16 protein-coding genes are annotated in these 19,173 nt (G+C 44.3%); 13 read left to right on the top strand and 3 right to left on the bottom strand.

Annotation, left to right across the window (positions count from 1 at the left end):
• Positions 1-123: 123 nt before the first annotated feature.
• Entirely contained in the window at positions 124-693 is a 570-nt protein-coding gene (locus tag ACSX1H_RS01180) for a FecR family protein (RefSeq protein WP_439181696.1), read from the top strand.
• 3 nt (positions 694-696) lie between these two features.
• On the opposite strand, the gene ACSX1H_RS01175 is transcribed toward ACSX1H_RS01180, so the two are convergent.
• Entirely contained in the window at positions 697-1,422 is a 726-nt protein-coding gene (locus tag ACSX1H_RS01175) for a LytR/AlgR family response regulator transcription factor (protein WP_439181695.1), read from the bottom strand.
• Positions 1,423-1,426: 4 nt separating this feature from the next.
• A complete protein-coding gene (locus ACSX1H_RS01170) occupies positions 1,427-2,485 on the bottom strand; it encodes a sensor histidine kinase (protein ID WP_439181694.1) in 1,059 nt (352 codons plus the stop codon).
• Between the two features lie 252 nt (positions 2,486-2,737).
• Between ACSX1H_RS01170 and ACSX1H_RS01165 the strand changes: the two genes are divergently transcribed.
• The gene (locus ACSX1H_RS01165; protein ID WP_439181693.1) at positions 2,738-4,606 is read left to right on the top strand and encodes a glycoside hydrolase family 13 protein; all 1,869 of its coding nucleotides are present in this window, start codon (positions 2,738-2,740) and stop codon (positions 4,604-4,606) included.
• Between the two features lie 357 nt (positions 4,607-4,963).
• On the opposite strand, the gene carB is transcribed toward ACSX1H_RS01165, so the two are convergent.
• On the bottom strand, positions 4,964-8,179 hold the full coding sequence (gene carB / locus ACSX1H_RS01160; RefSeq protein WP_439181692.1) for a carbamoyl-phosphate synthase (glutamine-hydrolyzing) large subunit: 3,216 nt from the start codon (positions 8,177-8,179) through the stop codon (positions 4,964-4,966).
• Between the two features lie 483 nt (positions 8,180-8,662).
• Between carB and argR the strand changes: the two genes are divergently transcribed.
• From argR to argB, 11 genes are all read left to right on the top strand, one after another.
• On the top strand, positions 8,663-9,142 hold the full coding sequence (gene argR, locus ACSX1H_RS01155; RefSeq protein ID WP_439181691.1) for an arginine repressor: 480 nt from the start codon (positions 8,663-8,665) through the stop codon (positions 9,140-9,142).
• Positions 9,143-9,283: 141 nt separating this feature from the next.
• Positions 9,284-9,934: a GNAT family N-acetyltransferase gene (locus ACSX1H_RS01150; protein ID WP_439181690.1), complete on the top strand. Its 651-nt coding sequence runs from the start codon at positions 9,284-9,286 to the stop codon at positions 9,932-9,934.
• 33 nt (positions 9,935-9,967) lie between these two features.
• Positions 9,968-11,185 (top strand): argininosuccinate synthase, encoded by a 1,218-nt coding sequence (locus ACSX1H_RS01145; protein ID WP_439181689.1) that lies wholly within the window; start codon positions 9,968-9,970, stop codon positions 11,183-11,185.
• Positions 11,178-12,140 carry an N-acetyl-gamma-glutamyl-phosphate reductase gene (gene argC, locus ACSX1H_RS01140; RefSeq protein ID WP_439181688.1) on the top strand — a complete coding sequence of 321 codons (963 nt, stop codon included), beginning with the start codon at positions 11,178-11,180 and terminating at the stop codon, positions 12,138-12,140. Before ACSX1H_RS01145 ends, argC begins: the two co-directional genes overlap by 8 nt.
• Positions 12,141-12,313: 173 nt before the next feature.
• Positions 12,314-13,444: an aspartate aminotransferase family protein gene (locus ACSX1H_RS01135; RefSeq protein ID WP_439181687.1), complete on the top strand. Its 1,131-nt coding sequence runs from the start codon at positions 12,314-12,316 to the stop codon at positions 13,442-13,444.
• 10 nt (positions 13,445-13,454) lie between these two features.
• Entirely contained in the window at positions 13,455-14,045 is a 591-nt protein-coding gene (locus ACSX1H_RS01130) for an NUMOD4 domain-containing protein (RefSeq protein ID WP_439181686.1), read from the top strand.
• 98 nt (positions 14,046-14,143) lie between these two features.
• The gene (gene proC, locus ACSX1H_RS01125) at positions 14,144-14,944 is read left to right on the top strand and encodes a pyrroline-5-carboxylate reductase (RefSeq protein ID WP_439181685.1); all 801 of its coding nucleotides are present in this window, start codon (positions 14,144-14,146) and stop codon (positions 14,942-14,944) included.
• A 3-nt stretch (positions 14,945-14,947) separates the two neighbouring features.
• Entirely contained in the window at positions 14,948-16,036 is a 1,089-nt protein-coding gene (proB, locus tag ACSX1H_RS01120) for a glutamate 5-kinase (RefSeq protein ID WP_439181684.1), read from the top strand.
• 19 nt (positions 16,037-16,055) lie between these two features.
• Positions 16,056-17,303 (top strand): glutamate-5-semialdehyde dehydrogenase, encoded by a 1,248-nt coding sequence (locus ACSX1H_RS01115; RefSeq protein WP_439181683.1) that lies wholly within the window; start codon positions 16,056-16,058, stop codon positions 17,301-17,303.
• Between the two features lie 130 nt (positions 17,304-17,433).
• Positions 17,434-18,387, top strand: coding sequence for an N-acetylornithine carbamoyltransferase (locus ACSX1H_RS01110; RefSeq protein ID WP_439181682.1), 954 nt, complete (start codon positions 17,434-17,436; stop codon positions 18,385-18,387).
• 1 nt (position 18,388) lies between these two features.
• Complete coding sequence (argB, locus tag ACSX1H_RS01105; protein ID WP_439181681.1) at positions 18,389-19,171, top strand: acetylglutamate kinase; 783 nt, start codon at positions 18,389-18,391, stop codon at positions 19,169-19,171.
• Positions 19,172-19,173 lie beyond the last annotated feature (2 nt).

Raw genomic sequence — 19,173 nt, 5'->3', positions numbered from 1 at the left:
GAGTGGCTGGTTTTTTCAATGGTTTGTGTGGTTTGGGTGTTAGGAGGTGAAAAGAGCTTTTTTTTATAACCTAAGCCACGGAAGCTACGTAGGTGCAACGGAAATTAATATACTAAGTAGATAATGGTTAAAAACACAGTATTTGGCAGGATGTGGTTATTCTGTCTGCTTTTGGTGAGCATAAGTTGCTCCGATGGTCGGTTTTCTTCTGGAGATGAGGCAAAGCTATGCGAGCTACCCGACGGCTCAATCGTTATTTTGAACAAACAGTCGGCGCTGACCTTTGAGATGAACGATACGGTGAGGCAGGCTGTACTCACCGGAGAGGCTTTTTTTAAGGTGACTAAGTCTGATGTGCCGTTTGAAGTGCAGGCCGGTGCCGGGCTTATTCGGGTTTTAGGTACCGAATTTTCGGTGGATGCCACCGATGAACAGTTGGACGTTGAAGTAGAGAGTGGGGTGGTTGAGCTGGAAAAGAACGGGCGAAAGAGGAAGGTACGTAAGGGTGAGCGTGTTTTTTATGATGATGTGAAGAGCGTTCTGAAGCAAGGTCACGCCGAGTTTAAACACCATATTTGGACGGATGACTTTAAAGACGACATGCGTGCTTTGGGAAAGGAAATTGAAAAAGGTGGTAAAAAACTTGGTGAAGGCATCAAAAAAGTCAGTAAGGATTTGAAGGATAAATTATAGAGTCTATTCAATACTTTTATCGTTGATAAGCTGCCTGAACGCATCTTTATAGTTGCGTCCGATAGGTATGGTGTGGCCACAGAGCTGAACACTGCCACCCATGTAGCTGTCAATTTTATCGAAGCAGATTATAAATGAGCGGTGGATGCGAATGAAATGCGAAGCTGGGAGTTTTTCTTCCAGCTTGCTAATTGTGTTCATGGTTTTAATTTCACGTCCATCCACTAAATAGATGGATACATAGTTGCGGAGGCTCTCGATGTAAATAATCTGCTTGAGTAAAACCTTTACCATGGCTTTATCAGATTTAACAAATATAAAGGCATTTTCGTTGGGAGCAAGGGGGCTTTCTGCCGGCAACTCCTGGTGCTCATGGCGCCTGAAGTATTTGTTAATGGCGGTAATAAAGCGTTCAAACGAAATGGGTTTCACCAGGTAATCTAAGGCATCGAGTTCAAAGCCTTCCAGGGCATACTCTGAGTAGGCCGTTGTGAAGATCACCTCTGGTTTAGAGTGCATGGTTTTGATGAGCTCCAACCCTGTCAATCCCGGCATCTGTATGTCCAGAAAAAGTAAATCTACCTGTTGTTTATTCAAATATTGGAGAGCTTCAATGGCATTGCTGCACCTGCCAATCACTTTGAGCTTTTCAATGCGACTGACGTATTCTTCAATAATATCAATTGCTAGTTCTTCATCGTCAATAATCAAACAGTTTACTGCTTTCATAACTTTAACTCAGTTTTAGTTTTAAAACAATTAGGTAGGAGTCTTCCGTTGAATCAATTTTGAGGGTGTGGCTTTCGGGGTAAAGCAGTCTGAGGCGGCGTTGCACGTTGTTGAGGCCAATGCCACTGGCTGCAGGTGACTGGGTGCTGACTTCCGGCACGCTGTTTTCTATTTTCAGAATCAGTTCTTCATTCTTTACTCCTATTTCTATGGTTATCCAGGCTTGGCCGTTAAAGCCCCTTGTGCTGTGCTTAAAGCTGTTTTCCAAAAAGGGAATAATAAGCATGGGCGCGATGGAATGCCCTTGGGTGTTGCCCCAGCTGTTCAGGCTGATATCAACCCGTTTCCCATACCTTATTTTTTCCAGTTCAATATAGTTTTTCAGGCTGTCAATCTCTTTTTGAAGCGCCACTCTGGGGCCATTGGTTTCGTAGAGCATGTAACGCAGCAAGGCCGACAGTTTTAAGACTACTTCAAGCGATTCATCCGATTTTTTAAGAATAAGAGAGTATAAACTATTCAGAGTATTGAATAAAAAGTGTGGTTGAACCTGATTTTTCAGAAAAACAAGCTCTGCTTCAAGTTTATCTTTGGCCAGATTCTGCTCTCTTTGCTTCACCGCCGACAGGTGCTCCATTATTTTGACGGTCATTGGAATGGCCAGTACCGAACTGATGTTGATGGCGCCTCTTACCAGTTGTACAATATTCAAAGTTGGCTCTTTGGTCCATTCGGGAAAAAAGGTATCCACAATTATCAGGTTATCGTTGATGCGCTGCAGTATGGATGCCAGCAGGATAGTTGATAGGAACAGCAGGATAAATGCCCCTATGTGGCCCTTAAACAAAAAGCGCGGAAAGAGGTAGTAGATAACCGTGTAAACTAAAGCCATTTTTATGGGGAGGTTAATGAGCTCCACACTCAGAGTTTTCACATAGTTATTGTCGTGGGTGCCCCAGGCAAAGGCAAAAAACAGCACAAAGGCCACCCAGTAGCTGGTGTGCTGAAACCAGCGCTTATTAATTAGTTGCGCAATAAGCTGGTTGCTGTTGAGTAATTGCATGCCGAATAATTTGTTTGGGCAATTTAAGGATTTAGATTGTTTTTGTTTCACCAGAAGGATGGATAGCATTTTTTAAAGGACAAAAGGACGAAAAAGCCTGAATTCTGTTTATGCATCGGGTTGTTTATACTGTGATTAAGGTTGTTTGTCCTTGAAGTTTGATAATGATTCGGGCTTTTGGTTCATTTGACATTGCATTATTTCATCAAGAAATTAGCTACATAATAGATGCTTGTTAAAATAAATACCAACATGAAAAAATACCTTATTTTATCGTTTGCAATGCTGTTGTTCTTTGGCATTACAGGTTCAGCAGCCTATAAAATAGAACGCCTCGAACCGGCTTTTTGGTGGGCAGGAATGGAAAATGAGAACCTTCAGCTACTGGTTTATGGGGAAAATATTTCCGATTTGAGACCAAGTATTAATTACGAAGGTGTTAGTTTGGAGCGAACCGTACAGGTGAAATCGCCCAATTACCTGTTTCTATACCTAAAGATTGATAAAGATGTAAAACCGGGCCAGTTCGATATTTCTTTTAATAAGAAGAATAGAACACCGCTAAAATATAGCTATGAACTGAAACAGCGCCGCAATGGTTCTGCCATGCGCCAGGGGTATAATACCTCAGATGTGATGTACCTGATAACGCCCGATCGTTTTGTTAACGGTGACCTTAGCAACGATGAGGTAGACGGAATGAAAGAAGGACTCGACCGCTCAGCTGAGTTTGGCCGTCATGGAGGCGATCTGGCTGGCATCATCAAGCATTTGGATTACATTGAAGACATGGGCTACACGACCTTGTGGCTGAACCCGGTGATGGAAAATGACATGCCCGAAGGCTCGTACCACGGCTATGCCATCACTGATTTTTATAAGACCGACGCGCGGCACGGAAGCAATGAGGACTATGTGAAGCTATCGAAAGAGTTAAAGAAACGCAACATGAAGTTGGTGATTGATATGATTATGAATCATTGTGGTTCTCACCATTGGTGGATGAAGGATTTACCAACCGACGACTGGCTGAATTTTCAGGAGGGCTGGCAGGTAACCACCCATCTGCGCGAAACCAACATGGACCCCTATGCATCGGACTATGATAAGCGCAACCATGCTGATGGCTGGTTTGTAGAGTCCATGCCCGACCTCAATCAGCGAAATCCTTTAATGGCCGATTATCTGATTTACAACACCATCTGGTGGATAGAATATGCCGATTTGGATGGCATTCGTATGGATACTTATCCCTATCCGGATAAAGCGTTTATGAGTGAGTGGACGCGTCGTGTCATGACGGAATATCCTTACTTTAATATTGTTGGGGAGGAGTGGAGTAGCAATCCGGCCATTGTATCGTATTGGCAAAAGGGCAAACATAATCCTGATGGCTACATCTCCTACATGCCGGGTGTATTCGATTTCCCACTACAGGAAGCTTTGGTGAAAGCTTTGAATGAAGACGATAGCCAGTGGGGACAGGGGCTACCAAAATTGTACAGTGTACTAACCAATGATCATCTGTATGCCGACCCGTCGCAGCTCGTGGTATTTCCCGATAATCATGACATGAGCCGTTTCTACACCCAGATTAACGAGGATTTTGATCTGTTTAAAATGGGGATGGCCTATGTGACGGTTACCCGTGGCATCCCACAAATATATTACGGAACGGAGATACTGATGACCAATCCGAATTCCGACTCGCATGGTGAAATTCGGGGTGATTATCCTGGGGGATGGCCAGGTGATGAGGTGAATGCGTTTACAGGCAAAGGGTTGACGGCTCAGCAAAAAGAAGCGCAGCAGTTTACCAAGGCGCTGTTGAACTGGCGTAAATCAGCCAAAGTTGTGCATAACGGACGTTTAAAGCATTTTGCCCCAACGCACACTAATGGCCTTTACACCTTGTTTCGCTACGATGACGAATCGGTGGTCATGCTCATCATGAACAAAAACCCCGAGGCCAAAGATGTGAACCTTGTGCCTTTTAAAGAGGAGGTGATTGGAGCTGTACCTCATGGAACAGATGTAATCAGTGGCAACAAGGTATCGCTAGCTGGAGAGACGGTGAATGTTGGTCCCCGTTCGTTCTTATTGGTAGAGATTAAGAAGTAAAGATATTTGACTGTCCAAATGCGGTTGACGCATTTGATAATAAACCCCAACTGCCAGTACTGTATATGGTGGTTGGGGGTTTTTGTTGAATATGTACCTGCACTTATTGATAAGCGTGTTGACTGTATCTAAAGCAGGTGATTGGTGATAAAAGCGTTTTTAAAGCCACTGGCCTGCAATGGCAAAGTAGTCTAAAGGTGACTGGCTTCAAACGCGATGAAGGTTAAAAAATAAGGCAATCCTCTATCGTCTGTTTTCGGCAAAACAGTTATAATAAAAAGCCCCGCATCATCCGATGCAGGGCTTATATTTTAAGCAAGCTGTCAATACTTCCGACTGCTAACTAAAGGCTAATGTCTATTTGTACTCGCCCCAGTGCTTAATGCTTATTTTATCCATATCCAGTTTGCAGAATGAATAAATAAAGGCACTTGCCAGACGCGCATTGGTAATCAACGGAATGTTAAAGTCAATGGCATCGCGGCGGATGGAGTAACCATTCTTCAGCTCATCCTTGCTCAGGTTCTTAGGAATGTTAATCACCAGGTCAATCTTCTTTTCACGGATGTAGTTAACCGTGTTTGGCTGTTGATTCTCGTTCGGCCAGTGAAGCAGTGTGGTTTCCACACCATTTTCAGCAAAGAACTTGTGTGTTCCGCTTGTGGCAAACAGGTTATAACCACGCTCTTTTAGCATGCGTGCACTTTGCAGCAATTCCAGTTTTGAGCGAGCCGGTCCCGATGATATCAAAATATTCTTCTCCGGAATACGGTAACCTACCGCCAGCATCGATTGAAGTACGGCATCGTAATAGCTTTCGCCAATACAGCCAACCTCACCGGTCGATGACATATCTACGCCTAATACCGGGTCTGCTTTCGCTAGGCGGGCAAACGAGAACTGAGGCGCTTTGATACCTACATAATCCAGTTCGAAAGAGCTCTTGGTCAGCTTCTCCACCGGTAAGCCAAGCATGGCGCGTGTAGCCAGGTCAATGAGGTTTACCTTCAGTACTTTCGATACGAAAGGGAAACTACGTGACGCACGCAGGTTACACTCAATTACCTTAATGTCATTATCCTTGGCCAGCAACTGCATGTTGAATGGTCCGGTAATGTTCAGTCCTTTGGCAATCTGGCGGGCAATTTTCTTCACACGACGAATGGTTTCCACATACAGTTTCTGTGGTGGGAATACGATGGTGGCATCACCCGAGTGAACGCCGGCAAACTCAATGTGCTCGCTGATGGCATAACCCACCATTTCGCCTTTGTTGGCTACTGCATCCACCTCAATTTCCTTAGCTTGCTCAATAAATTCCGAAACAACTACCGGGAATTCTTTTGAAACGTTGGCGGCTAAGGTTAAGAAGTGCTCCAGCTCATCTTTATTAGAAACCACGTTCATGGCTGCTCCTGAAAGCACGTATGAAGGACGCACCAGTACAGGGAAACCAACTTCATCAACAAAATCAAAGATGTCTTCAATGGAGGTTAGCTCACTCCAGCGCGGCTGGTCAACGCCTAGTTCATCCAACAGGCTTGAGAATTTCTGACGGTTCTCGGCGCGGTCAATATCTTCTGGCGACGTACCAAGGATGGGCACCTGCTGACGGTGCAGTTTCATAGCCAGATTGTTCGGAATCTGTCCACCCACCGATACAATCACGCCTTTGGGGGCTTCCAGGTCGATGATATCCAACACGCGTTCCTGCGTTAATTCGTCGAAATACAGGCGGTCGCACATGTCGTAGTCGGTACTCACCGTTTCGGGATTGTAGTTAATCATCACCGAGCGGTGGTTTTGTGCATTTACCGTGTTAAGGGCGTTCACACTACACCAGTCGAATTCTACTGATGAGCCAATGCGGTAAGCACCAGAACCAAGTACAATTACCGATTTACCATCTTTTTCGTAGTCAATGTCGTGCGTAGTACCGCTGTATGTCAGGTACAGGTAGTTGATTTTTGCCGGGAACTCGCCCGCCATGGTATCAATCTGCTTAACGACTGGCAATATGCCATTGGCTTTACGGAAGTCACGAACTTGTAATAAGCCTTCTTCCATATTTTTGGGGCTCAGTACCAAACGGGCCACCTGAAAGTCGGAGAAGCCCATCTTTTTGGCATCCAGCAGCGCATCTTCGGGCAGTGCCTCTAGTGAATCATATTTTTCTAACAGCTCCTGGTGGTCTGTTATGTTTTTCAACTTCTCGAGGAACCACTTGTCAATCCGTGTCAGTTCATGAATTTCATCCACGGTAGAGCCAGCCTGAAGGGCCTCTGCAATGGCAAATATGCGTTGGTCGGTTGGTTCTTGCAGTTCCTTTTTAATGTCTTTTCCTTTAAGCGGGTGGTTGCCAACAAAGCCGTGCATGCCTTGGCCAACCATGCGCAGTCCTTTCTGGATGGCTTCTTCAAAATTTCGACCGATGGCCATAATTTCACCCACCGATTTCATGCTTGAACCAATCTCTTTGGATACACCGCTAAATTTACCCAGGTCCCAGCGTGGAATTTTACACACAATGTAGTCCAGAGCAGGCTCAAAAAAGGCCGTAGTGGTTTTGGTTACCGAGTTTTTAAGTTCGTGCAGGCTGTAGCCCAAACCTAATTTGGCAGCGATAAAGGCCAGTGGATAGCCTGTTGCTTTGGATGCCAGTGCAGAGGAGCGTGACAGACGGGCATTCACTTCAATAACCCGGTAATCTTCTGAGTAAGGATCCAAGGCATACTGCACGTTACACTCACCTACAATGCCAATGTGGCGAATAATCTTAATGGCTAACTCACGCAGCTTATGGTACTCTGAGTTGGATAGCGTTTGCGACGGTGCGACAACAATACTTTCGCCTGTGTGGATACCCAGAGGGTCGAAGTTTTCCATGTTACAAACGGTGATGCAATTGTTGTAGGCATCACGTACAACTTCGTATTCTACCTCTTTCCAGCCTTTTAACGACTCTTCAACCAAAATCTGGTTTGAGTAGGAGAAGGCATTTTCAGCACGGGCAACCAGCTCTTCTTTATTCTGACAGAAGCCCGAACCCATACCACCCAGTGTGTAGGCAGCACGCACTATAATCGGGAAACCAATCTTATCCGACGCTTTTAAGGCCTCCTCAATCGATGTTACAGCCACACTAATTGGTGTTTTTACATCAATTTCGCGCAGTTTGTTGGCAAAAATCTCACGGTCTTCAGTGTTAATAATGGCTTGTACAGGTGTTCCCAGTACTTCCACGTTGTATTTCTCCAGAATACCGGTTTCATATAAGGCGGTTCCGCAGTTGAGGGCTGTTTGTCCTCCAAACGCCAAAAGGATACCTTCAGGGCTTTCCTTTTTAATAACCTGCTCAACAAAGTAAGGGGTAACCGGCAGAAAGTAGATTTTATCTGCGATGCCTTCGGAAGTTTGGACGGTTGCAATGTTGGGGTTGATCAGTACCGTTTCGATACCTTCCTCCTTAAGTGCTTTGAGTGCCTGTGAACCTGAATAATCAAATTCGCCCGCTTCACCAATCTTGAGCGCACCAGAGCCCAGAACTACTACCTTTTTGACGTTCTTCTTCATCTTATTCTATATTATTATTGTTTCTATACTTATACAATAAAACTTGCTCTAAACGTAAAAGCAAGTTCCAAACATCAGCAACAATAAGCAAACCCAACGACTGTTATTTTAGGTGTTAATTTTAACATCTTTTGTCTATAATTATGCAGTTTTTAAGACTTAACCGACCGTGGTTGTCCCCTGCCGTGTTCAAAATCGCTAAGTTTAAGCGCGCGAAGTTTTCTGACTTGATTAAAGCCAGCGCTAATTGCAAAAACGAAATGAAAATGAGGAACAGTGAGGGAAACCCTTGTTGTATGTAGTCTGATTTGCGTATGTAGGCACTTAATAATGTCACTCGCAACTGCTGTTTTATGCGTTTTGGAAATTATTGTCGTGCAAAAATACATTTTTTTTACAAAAAACAGCTTTGAAATTTATAATTAATGAATAAATTTGCATCGTCGATGTATAAATATACAATCAACAAAGAAGAAGAACCAAATGAAAATTAAAGCACAACGTTTAATTGCCATCAAGCAAATTATCAGTTCCCGCAAAGTTAGTTCGCAAGAGGAGTTGGTGGTGTTGCTCGAGGCAGAAGGATATAAAATTACACAGGCAACTCTGTCGCGCGATTTAAAATATTTAAAAGTGGCAAAAGTACCTGATGCTGAAACCGGATATAAATATGTCATTCCGGAAACAGGACAAAAACAGGAGGAGCCAACTGCACAGGAGGAATTTCCCGTAAGTGGCGTTGAATCGATTGAGTTTTCAGGACATCTGTCTATCATGAAAACCCGGCCGGGGTTTGCTAATGGCATTGCCTCGGTTATTGATAGCCATGGACCCTATGAAATATTAGGGACCATCGCAGGTGATGACAGTATTTTACTAATCAGCCGGGAAGGGGTGTCCAAATCAGATGTGATCAATGCTTTATCCTTGTTTATGCCCGGCTTGAAAGAAAAGGCATTATAAGATGGCTCGGTTTTGGCAGTTGACAATTGATGGATATTGAGTTATATAAACTGTTAGAAACTAAAAGGGGGATATTTGAAAGGTAAGGTGTGGGTTCTAATACCTATTGGTGCCAGCCTTCCGACTAATTAACGATTATGTATGAGTAAGTTTAACATTTTTGTCGCAACAGAAGAACATCTGGATTATGTAGATGTGGTGTTGAATGCTATAGCTGAAGCAGCTAAAGTGCGTGGGACAGGTATTGCCAAAAGAAGCCCTGAGTATCTTCAGAAGAAGATGGAAGAGCGAAAGGCTATTTTGGCGTTGCATAATGGTGAGTTTGCGGGGTTTTGTTACATCGAAACCTGGGGGCACGACAAATTTGTGGCTAACTCAGGGTTAATTGTGGTTGACAAATTCAGAAGCAACGGGCTCGCTAAAGCCATCAAAACAAAAGCTTTTGAGTTATCGCGTCAGCGGTATCCTCACGCCAAAATATTTGGTTTGACAACAGGTTTGGCTGTGATGAAAATTAATTCTGATCTGGGCTACAGGCCTGTTACATTCTCAGAATTAACAGATGATGAGCAGTTCTGGAAGGGCTGTCAGAGTTGTGTAAACTACGATATATTAGTGAGAACCGACAGAAAGCACTGCCTGTGCACAGGTATGTTATTCGATCCAGAGCGGGTGAGCAAAAACGCAGCCGGAAAGAAATCCGGAACCGTTTTGTCGCGCTTAAGGGATGCTGTTAAAAAAGGCGAAAGCAAAATTGGGAAAACACTAAAGGTGTTGACAGCATTGTTCTAACAAGGTTAAATTGTATTTGATAATTAGATAACGATGAAGGAAAAGGTAGTATTAGCGTACAGCGGTGGTTTAGATACTTCATTTTGTGTGAAGTATCTGGCTGAGGAGAAAAATCTGGAGATTTACTCAGCCATAGCCAACACAGGAGGGTTTAGTGAAACAGAGCTAAATGACATTGAAACAAAAGCCTATGAGTTAGGTGTTGAAAAGCACGCCACACTCGATGTGACGCACCGCTACTACCGACGCTGCATTCGTTATATGATTTTTGGGAACGTGTTAAAAAACAATACCTATCCGCTGTCGGTGAGTTCCGAAAGAATTTTTCAGGCCTTGGCCATCGTCGATTATGCCCGTTCCATTGGGGCAAAGTATATTGCTCATGGAAGTACCGGGGCAGGGAATGATCAAATCCGGTTTGACCTGACTTTTCAGGTGCTGGCGCCAGACATTAAAGTGATTGCTCCTATTCGCGATTTAAAACTGTCGCGTGATGAAGAGATCGACTACTTGAAGAAAAGAGGCGTGGTGCGCGACTGGACTAAAATGGAATACTCTATTAATAAGGGTTTATGGGGCACCAGTGTGGGCGGTAAGGAAACACTAACTTCTAATCAAACACTGCCCGAAGCGGCTTATCCTAGTCAGTTGCAGAAAGAAGGGGAGGAAACCCTGGAATTAGGCTTTGTGAAAGGGGAGTTGGCTACTGTTAACAACGAAGTGTACGACGACCCAATTGAGGCCATTAAAAAGATTGAAAGCCTGGGAGCACCTTATGCCATTGGGCGCGACATGCATGTTGGCGATACCATTATTGGAATAAAAGGGCGTGTTGGATTTGAAGCTGCAGCTCCTCTGTTGATTATCAATGCCCACAGAGTGTTGGAAAAGCATGTGTTAACCAAATGGCAGATGCATTGGAAGGAGCAACTGGCCAACTGGTATGGCATGTTCTTGCACGAATCACAATACCTGGAGCCGTTAATGAGGGACATTGAAAAATTCCTCGAAAGCACGCAGCAAAATGTAACGGGTAAGGTAATTATCAAGCTGAAACCATATCGTTTTGAAGTGGTCGGTATTGAGTCTGAACATGATTTGATGAGTGATGTGTTTGGGGAGTATGGTGAAATGAATAAAGCCTGGACAGCGCAGGATGTGGAAGGATTTACCACTATTTTATCGACGCCGATGAAGATATTTAATGCAGTTAATAAAGGGCAGTTAGAACTAAACGATAGCGATGATTAAAGTTGGAATTATAGGAGGTGCAGGTTATACAGCAGGTGAACTGATTCGTATATTACTGAACCATCCCAAAGTGGAGATATCTTTTGTTCAAAGCTCTAGTCAGGCTGGCCTTCCTTTAACGCAGATACATACTGATTTGATTGGTGAGACAGAAGAGCTGTTCGTTCAGGAAGCGGACTATTCGGTGGATGTGCTGTTTTTATGCATGGGGCATGGGCGCTCGCGGAGTTTTGTGGAGGCTATTCCAGCCGAATACCAAGGTAAAATCATTGATTTGAGCCATGATTACCGTTTAAAGGACACGGCAGACGGGTTTGTGTATGGTTTACCGGAACTCAATAGAGCAGCGATTCGGCCAGCCCAGAAAATTGCTAACCCGGGCTGTTTTGCAACGGCTATTCAGTTGGCTTTGTTGCCATTGGGAGATGCCGGTCAATTAAGTGAGGTGCATGTACATGCAATAACAGGCTCAACAGGTGCCGGTCAGGCTTGTTCGGCAACTACCCATTTCAGTTGGCGCAATAATAACGCTTCGGTCTATAAGTCGTTTTCGCACCAGCACCTCAATGAAATTGGTGAATCGTTGCTACAGCTGCAGCCAGATTTTAAAGAGGCCGTCAATTTTGTGCCAATGCGGGGTAACTTCCCAAGGGGCATTCTAGCTTCGGTTTATCTCGATAGCTCGTTGGAAGAAGCGGCGGCACAGGAGCTGTATGAGCACTATTATGCCGTCCATCCATTTACTCATGTAGTGGCTAACAGCCCCGACGTAAAGCAGGTAGTGAATACCAATAAGGCATTGGTTTGTGTTAAAAAGCACGGATACAAATTACATATCGTCAGTGTGATCGATAACCTTCTCAAAGGGGCATCGGGTCAGGCTGTTCAAAATATGAATCTCTTATTTGGTTTGGATGAAGCAGAAGGTCTTCGCTTAAAACCTGTGGCGTTCTAGTTGGTTAAAGAACCTTCTTGTTGCAGGTTATTTGGTTTAAATTTTAGGTGTTCATTCTTCTTTGTGCGAAGACCACCTGCTTTGAGTACCACAGGCACTGTGCCTGTGGTACTTCATCCTAAACAAAAGTACACAATTACATTTTTACATTCTATTCTAAAGGAGGTATAGATATGAACTTATTTGAAGTTTATTCACTGTTTGATATAACCCCGGTTAAGGCGCAAGATTGCTATGTGTGGGACGACAAAGGGAATAAATACCTCGATTTTTATGGAGGTCATGCAGTGATCTCTATTGGACATAGCCATCCGCATTATGTTGACAGGTTAACAAACCAGTTGCAAAAAATTGGCTTTTACAGCAATTCGGTGCAAAACCCCATGCAGCAGGAGCTCGCCCTAAAGTTAGGCCGGTTAAGTGGTATGGATGAGTATCATTTGTTTCTTTGCAATTCGGGTGCCGAGGCCAATGAAAACGCCCTTAAGCTGGCCTCTTTTCATACCAAAAGAGATAAAATTGTTGCCTTTACTAAAGGGTTTCATGGGCGTACGTCAGGCGCGGTTGCAGTAACCGACAACGCAAATATTATTGCGCCGTTTAACAGGTCACATCAGGTAGAGATTGTTGAATGGGAAGATATAGTTGCAGTTGAAAAGGCCTTGTCGAACAATGAGGTGGCCGCTGTTATTATTGAGGGCATTCAGGGTATTGGAGGAATTCATGTACCAGATGCAGCTTTTCTCAAACAGTTGCAAGAGCTGTGTAGTAAATATGGTAGTCTGCTTATTCTCGATGAGATTCAGTCGGGCTATGGGCGAAGTGGTAAGTTTTTTGCTTTTCAGCATGCAGGTATCCAGCCCGATATTATTACTGTGGCAAAAGGAATGGGTAACGGTTTTCCGGTAGGAGGCGTACTGATCTCGCCAAAAATAAAGGCCCAAACCGGCATGTTGGGCACCACCTTTGGCGGTAATTACCTGGCCTGTGCGGCTGCTTTAGCTGTTCTTGAAGTAATGGAGGAAGAGAATCTCATCGAAAATGCGCGTGTTCAAGGCGAATATCTAAAATTACAATTAGGTAAAATAGAGCGACTTAAAGAGGTGAGGGGACAAGGCCTGATGCTGGCGGCTGATGGATTCGAAAAAATAACTTCTGTGAGAAAGGAGTTGTTGCTAAAAAGTTATATTTTTACGGGTGTTTCCGGCATATATACAATGAGGTTATTGCCTCCCATGACTATTACAAAGACTCATATAGATCAGTTTATGATTGGTCTGGATGAGGCTCTTGATAGTGGATAACTCAAAAGCAATGGTACAATCGTATTGGAACGAAGAATGGAAAGAAGTTGAATTCGAAAAAGGTGCTTTAAAGAAAAGGTACGCCATCTCTAACTATGGAAGAATCATCAGCTACACCGACGATATTGAAAAAGGCGATTACATCCGCGGTGGTCAATTACGCGGTTATCCGACATTACCCTTAAGGCCTTTTGGTAAATCAAAAACCTTTTATGTACATAAGTTGGTTGCTGAACTATTCTTGACAAAAACTTCTTCCGAACAAAACTATGTAATTCATTTGGACTATAATAAGTCCAATAACTACATCGAGAATCTACGATGGGCTTCTAAGTCCGAAATGTTTGCGCATCAGCAAAACAATCCATCTGTACTGGAAGCCAGGGAGAAGCAAAGAGGACGAAAAACACAGCAAGGTCATAAGTTGACGGCAACACAGGTGATGCGGCTCAAGATGAAAATTAATGATCCCAACCGCAAAACACGCCTGAAGCTGATTGCCAGGGAGTTCGGCATCAGTGAAATGCAGCTTTACCGAATAAAGTCGGGCGAAAACTGGGGGCACATCAAAGTTGAAGTGCCCGAACAGGAAGGTAATTAGGCTTTTAGCTTGGTTTTTGGTCAGTTTTGTGTAAATTTATAAGTTCAAACCTGCTTTTTCTTACGGGTTAATACAAGAGTGATTTAAAAACCAACAGCATGAAAGTTAACAAGCTGGCTATTATAGGCGGTGGTAGTTTAGGTACTGCTATTGCTAAAGGATTGATTTCCAATGAAGTCTTTCAGCCCTCGCAAATATTTATGACCCGCCGACGTGTTTCTTTACTGGCTGATATGCAGAGTAAAGGTGTTAATGTGTCGAAGGATAACTGTTTGGCAGCTCAAGGGGCTGATATTGTTCTGCTGGGTGTTAAGCCTTATCAGTTGGAACAGGTAATTCGGGAAATTAATCCGGTACTTACAGAAGATACGGTTCTGGTCTCCTTGGCTACAGGCATTTCCTCTCAGCAGATTCAAAGTTATTGCACTCTTCAGGTGCCCATTTTTAGAGCGATGCCCAATACCGCCATCGAAATTGGGGAGTCGATGACCTGCATCTCAGCTGCTCAGGCCAATGAAGAGCAGGAACAAAAAATACTTGAATTGTTCGCTAAAATGGGTCAGGCACTCATTATCCCTGAAGAGTTGATGGCGGCTTCAACCGTTTTGGCAGCCTGTGGAATTGCCTTTGCCATGCGCTTTATTCGTGCTGCTACGCAAGGGGGCATTGAAATCGGCTTTGGTTCAAAGCTGGCGCTTCAAATTTCGGCGCAGACCATTAAAGGAGCGGCTGATCTATTGATCCAAAAGGGAACCCATCCTGAAGATGAGATTGATAAGGTGACAACGCCACGTGGTGTAACAATTTCTGGTCTAAACGAAATGGAGCACCAGGGCTTTAGTTCTTCATTGATAAAAGGTTTGTTGACCTCTTTTAATAAAATCGAAAACGGAAAATAGTGCATGTACAATAAGGTGTGTATAAAAATTGGTTCCAATGTGTTGGCGAATTCTGAAGGAGGCTTGAATAAAAGTCGCATCAGCGAGTTGGTCATGCAAATTGCGCGTTTACACCAAGCTGGTAAAAAGGTGGTACTGGTATCTTCGGGAGCGGTAGCTGCAGCCAGAGGCATGGTTGTGATGGATAAAAAAACCGATCGGGTCTCGCAGCGTCAGCTCTTATCTTCGATGGGGCAGGTGAAGATTATGAATCTTTATGCACAACTATTTGATTTGTATAATATTCCTATTGCACAGGTGCTGGTAACAAAGCAAGACTTTAGGAGCCGTGAGCACTATCTGAACATGAAGAATTGTGTCAATACACTTTGGGAGAACGGGGTACTACCGGTTGTGAACGAGAATGATGCCGTGTCGGTGACGGCTCTGATGTTTACCGATAATGATGAGTTAAGTGGTATGATGGCTTCCATGATGGGTTGTGATGCCCTGGTTATTTTATCCAATGTAGACGGCATCTATAACGGACATCCTGATGATCCGACCGCATCTGTTATACCATTCATTGATGCGGGTGAGAGTGATTTGTCACAGTATATTTCCACTGCTAAATCCGATTTCGGACGAGGTGGTATGCTCACCAAATGCAGGGTTGCGCAAAAATCGGCCATGTCAGGTATCGAAGTGCATATTGCCAATGGTAATCGCGATGGTATTCTCACTAATTTGCTGGATAGGTCGGCGTCGGTGGTACATACTCACTTTAAAGCTGGCGAAGGGGTTCCGGCCGTTAAGCAGTGGATTGCCTATTCGGAGGGTTTTGCCAAAGCCGAAGTATGTGTGAATTCAGGGGCGATACAGGCCTTGTGTTCCTCCAAAGCCACCAGTTTGCTTTTGGCTGGAGTGGTTCGCTTTAACGGCGATTTCGAAAAAGGTGATTTGATTAAAATTATCAACGAACAGCAACAAACCATTGGAATAGGCAAGGCATCCTACAGCATTGCAAAAGCTAATAAGCATTGGCACGATAGCAAATACAAACCTTTGGTACACTACGATTACCTCTATGTATTTCCTGAGTTTTTAACTTGAACAACCAAAACCTTTCAGTATGTATCAGGTATATTTCGATAACGTTAAAAAAGCATCAAGAGAGATGGTGCGCATGAGTGCTGCTGTTTCGGCAGAAGTACTAACCGACCTGAGTGAGCAACTCAAGGCTTCAACTGATAATATTTTAAAGGCCAATCTAAAAGATTTGGAGAGGATGGATGAATCCGATCCTAAGTTCGACCGTCTGCAGCTCACGGCTGAGCGGATTGAGGCGATTGCCAACGATTTGGTTAATGTGGCGCAGCTCCCTTGCCCGGTAGGGGAAGTGTTAGAGCAACGAACTCTGGCTAATGGCTTGCAGCTCGAAAAGAAGCGTGTGCCCCTTGGCGTTGTTGGAGTTATTTATGAGGCGCGCCCTAATGTAACAATTGATGTCTTTGCGCTTTGTCTGCGGTCGGGAAACGCCTGTGTGTTAAAGGGTGGAAGCGATGCGGAATTCAGTAACGAGGCCTTGGTTATGGTGATTCATCAGGTGCTCCAACAGCACCAGCTAAATCCGGATATTGTTCAATTATTGCCACCTGATCGAAAGGCTACTGAAGAGCTGATGGCTGCAGTTGGTTATGTAGATGTGCTCATTCCCCGAGGTTCTCAGGGCTTAATCAACTCGGTTCGGGATAATGCTAAGCTGCCAGTAATTGAAACCGGAGCAGGTATTGTTCATACCTATTTTGATGCATCAGGTGATTTGGAGCTGGGGCAAGAGGTTATTCTCAATGCTAAAACGCGTCGGGTCGGCGTTTGTAATGCGCTCGATTGTTTGGTGTTACATGTGAGTCGCCTAAAAGATTTACCGGTATTGATACATCCAATGACGAAAAAGCACGTGGAGGTATATGCCGATGAATTGGCGCATAAGCAACTCAAGGGCTTGTATCCCGATGGTTTGTTGAAAGTGGCTCAGGAAAGTGATTTTGGGACAGAGTTTCTGTCTCATAAGTTGGCGGTGAAAACAGTCGATTCCTTCGATGAAGCCCTCGATCATATCTACCGGTATAGCTCAAAGCACAGCGAAGCAATTATTGCAAACGACCAATCGCTTATTGAACGTTACCTGAATGAAGTGGATGCGGCCGCCGTTTATGCGAATACAAGCACCGCTTTTACCGATGGAGCACAATTTGGTTTGGGAGCTGAGATAGGGATTAGTACACAAAAGTTGCACGCACGCGGCCCTATGGGGCTAAAAGAGCTGACATCGTATAAGTGGATAATCAGGGGAGAAGGGCAGGTGCGGCCTTCGTAAGTAATAAGCACTTGACTATTGAATGTAAAAGCAGTATAGTAGCAGAGTTGGCAAACGAAAGAACAGGTGTTGGGATAGATGCTGTTTAAGGAACGTTTCGTAGCGATGATAATAAAAAACAAAGGAACTCATGAAGAAATTTTTAACAGTTGAGGATATTGGTGATTTAAACGCGGCGCTGAAAGAAGCTGCTGAAGTGAAAAAAACGCCTTACGCATGGGATGAATTGGGGAAAAACAAAACCATTATCCTGATATTTTTTAATTCAAGCCTTCGCACCCGGTTAAGTACGCAAAAAGCGGCGATGAACATGGGCATGAATGTGATTGTGTTGGATGTGAATAAAGATGGCTGGAAGCTGGAAACTGAGTTTGGTGTGGTGATGGATGGCGATAAACCGGAGCATTTGCGTGAAGCAGTGCCGGTTATCGGGCGCTATTGCGATATAATTGGGGTGCGCTCTTTTGCTTCGTTTGAAGATAAGAAAGCGGATTATGAAGAGGAAATACTCAATCAGTTTATCGAGTTTGCCGGTGTGCCGGTTATTAGCATGGAATCAGCGACTCGACATCCTTTGCAGGCATTTGCCGATTTGTATACCATTGAGGAATATAAAACGAAGCCTCGCCCTAAGGTGGTACTGACCTGGGCCCCGCACCCAAGAGCTCTGCCACAGGCTGTGCCTAATTCATTTGTTGAATGGATGAAAGAGGCGGATGTGGAACTGGTAGTTACGCATCCTGAGGGCTATGAGTTGGCCCCAGAATTTACCAAAGGGGTAACCATTGAATACGATCAGAAAAAAGCGTTTGAAGGCGCCGATTTTATTTATGCCAAAAACTGGGCCTCCTATTCGCAATATGGACAAATTTTGAGCCAGGACAGAAGCTGGACTGTGGATGAAGCCAAGATGGCTTTGACCAACGATGCTAAGTTTATGCATTGCCTGCCGGTACGTCGTAATATGATTGTGACAGACGGGGTGATTGACAGTAAAAACAGCATTGTGATTGATGAGGCTGCCAATCGGGTGGTGTCAGCACAGGTAGTGATAAAGCGGATGTTGGAAGCATTAAAAAAATAGTATGCACGATAGACTTACCATAGTTAAAGTAGGCGGTAAAGTAGTTGAAGAGGCTGAGTCGTTGAGTACCTTCATTAAGGATTTTGCCAGTATAGCCGGACAAAAAATATTAGTACATGGAGGTGGTCGTTCTGCCACCGCCATTGCTCAGCAGTTGGGTATAGAAACTCAAATGGTGGAGGGGCGACGCATAACCGATAAAGCCATGTTGGATGTGGTCGTAATGGTGTACGGTGGTCTGGTGAACAAGAATGTGGTAGCTCAATTACAGGCTTTGAATAAGCAGGCGGTAGGGCTCACAGGTGCCGATTTGGATTTGGTGAGGGCCGTAAAGCGCCCGGTTAAAGATATTGACTATGGTTATGCGGGCGATGTGGTGGCTGTTAATACTGAGAATGTTGAAGAGTTATTAACAAACGGGGTTATTCCGGTAGTGGCCCCTCTTACTCATAACGGACAAGGGCAGTTGCTAAACACCAATGCCGATACCATGGCCGCTGAACTGGCAAAAGCCTTTGCCAAGAGCTACAGGGTGCAGCTGGTTTATTGCTTCGAAAAGAAAGGTGTTTTGGCCAATGCTCAGGATGATGATTCTGTCATTCCTAATCTTACCTATGAATTGTTTGAGGAGCATAAGCAAAGTGGGGTCATTAATGAAGGCATGATTCCGAAGCTGGATAATGGGTTCGCCGCTCTTAAGCAAGGCGTGTCGGCCGTTTATATTACCAATACCGATGGGTTAAAAAAAGGCTTTACAACCGGTACATTGCTCTCACACGATTAAAT

It is taken from the genome of Carboxylicivirga taeanensis, from assembly GCF_051851475.1.
GTDB lineage: Bacteria > Bacteroidota > Bacteroidia > Bacteroidales > Marinilabiliaceae > Carboxylicivirga > Carboxylicivirga taeanensis.
Note: the sequence above shows the minus strand (reverse complement) of the source record. Positions and strands in the feature narration are given on the sequence as shown.

What these genes read in the sequence shown, in the direction of transcription:
- ACSX1H_RS01180 (WP_439181696.1), top strand. Translation starts at nt 124, where the DNA reads ATGGTTAAAAACACAGTATTTGGCAGGATGTGGTTATTCTGTCTGCTT.
- ACSX1H_RS01175 (WP_439181695.1), bottom strand. Translation starts at nt 1,422, where the DNA reads ATGAAAGCAGTAAACTGTTTGATTATTGACGATGAAGAACTAGCAATT.
- ACSX1H_RS01170 (WP_439181694.1), bottom strand. Translation starts at nt 2,485, where the DNA reads ATGCAATTACTCAACAGCAACCAGCTTATTGCGCAACTAATTAATAAG.
- ACSX1H_RS01165 (WP_439181693.1), top strand. Translation starts at nt 2,738, where the DNA reads ATGAAAAAATACCTTATTTTATCGTTTGCAATGCTGTTGTTCTTTGGC.
- carB (WP_439181692.1), bottom strand. Translation starts at nt 8,179, where the DNA reads ATGAAGAAGAACGTCAAAAAGGTAGTAGTTCTGGGCTCTGGTGCGCTC.
- argR (WP_439181691.1), top strand. Translation starts at nt 8,663, where the DNA reads ATGAAAATTAAAGCACAACGTTTAATTGCCATCAAGCAAATTATCAGT.
- ACSX1H_RS01150 (WP_439181690.1), top strand. Translation starts at nt 9,284, where the DNA reads ATGAGTAAGTTTAACATTTTTGTCGCAACAGAAGAACATCTGGATTAT.
- ACSX1H_RS01145 (WP_439181689.1), top strand. Translation starts at nt 9,968, where the DNA reads ATGAAGGAAAAGGTAGTATTAGCGTACAGCGGTGGTTTAGATACTTCA.
- argC (WP_439181688.1), top strand. Translation starts at nt 11,178, where the DNA reads ATGATTAAAGTTGGAATTATAGGAGGTGCAGGTTATACAGCAGGTGAA.
- ACSX1H_RS01135 (WP_439181687.1), top strand. Translation starts at nt 12,314, where the DNA reads ATGAACTTATTTGAAGTTTATTCACTGTTTGATATAACCCCGGTTAAG.
- ACSX1H_RS01130 (WP_439181686.1), top strand. Translation starts at nt 13,455, where the DNA reads ATGGTACAATCGTATTGGAACGAAGAATGGAAAGAAGTTGAATTCGAA.
- proC (WP_439181685.1), top strand. Translation starts at nt 14,144, where the DNA reads ATGAAAGTTAACAAGCTGGCTATTATAGGCGGTGGTAGTTTAGGTACT.
- proB (WP_439181684.1), top strand. Translation starts at nt 14,948, where the DNA reads ATGTACAATAAGGTGTGTATAAAAATTGGTTCCAATGTGTTGGCGAAT.
- ACSX1H_RS01115 (WP_439181683.1), top strand. Translation starts at nt 16,056, where the DNA reads ATGTATCAGGTATATTTCGATAACGTTAAAAAAGCATCAAGAGAGATG.
- ACSX1H_RS01110 (WP_439181682.1), top strand. Translation starts at nt 17,434, where the DNA reads ATGAAGAAATTTTTAACAGTTGAGGATATTGGTGATTTAAACGCGGCG.
- argB (WP_439181681.1), top strand. Translation starts at nt 18,389, where the DNA reads ATGCACGATAGACTTACCATAGTTAAAGTAGGCGGTAAAGTAGTTGAA.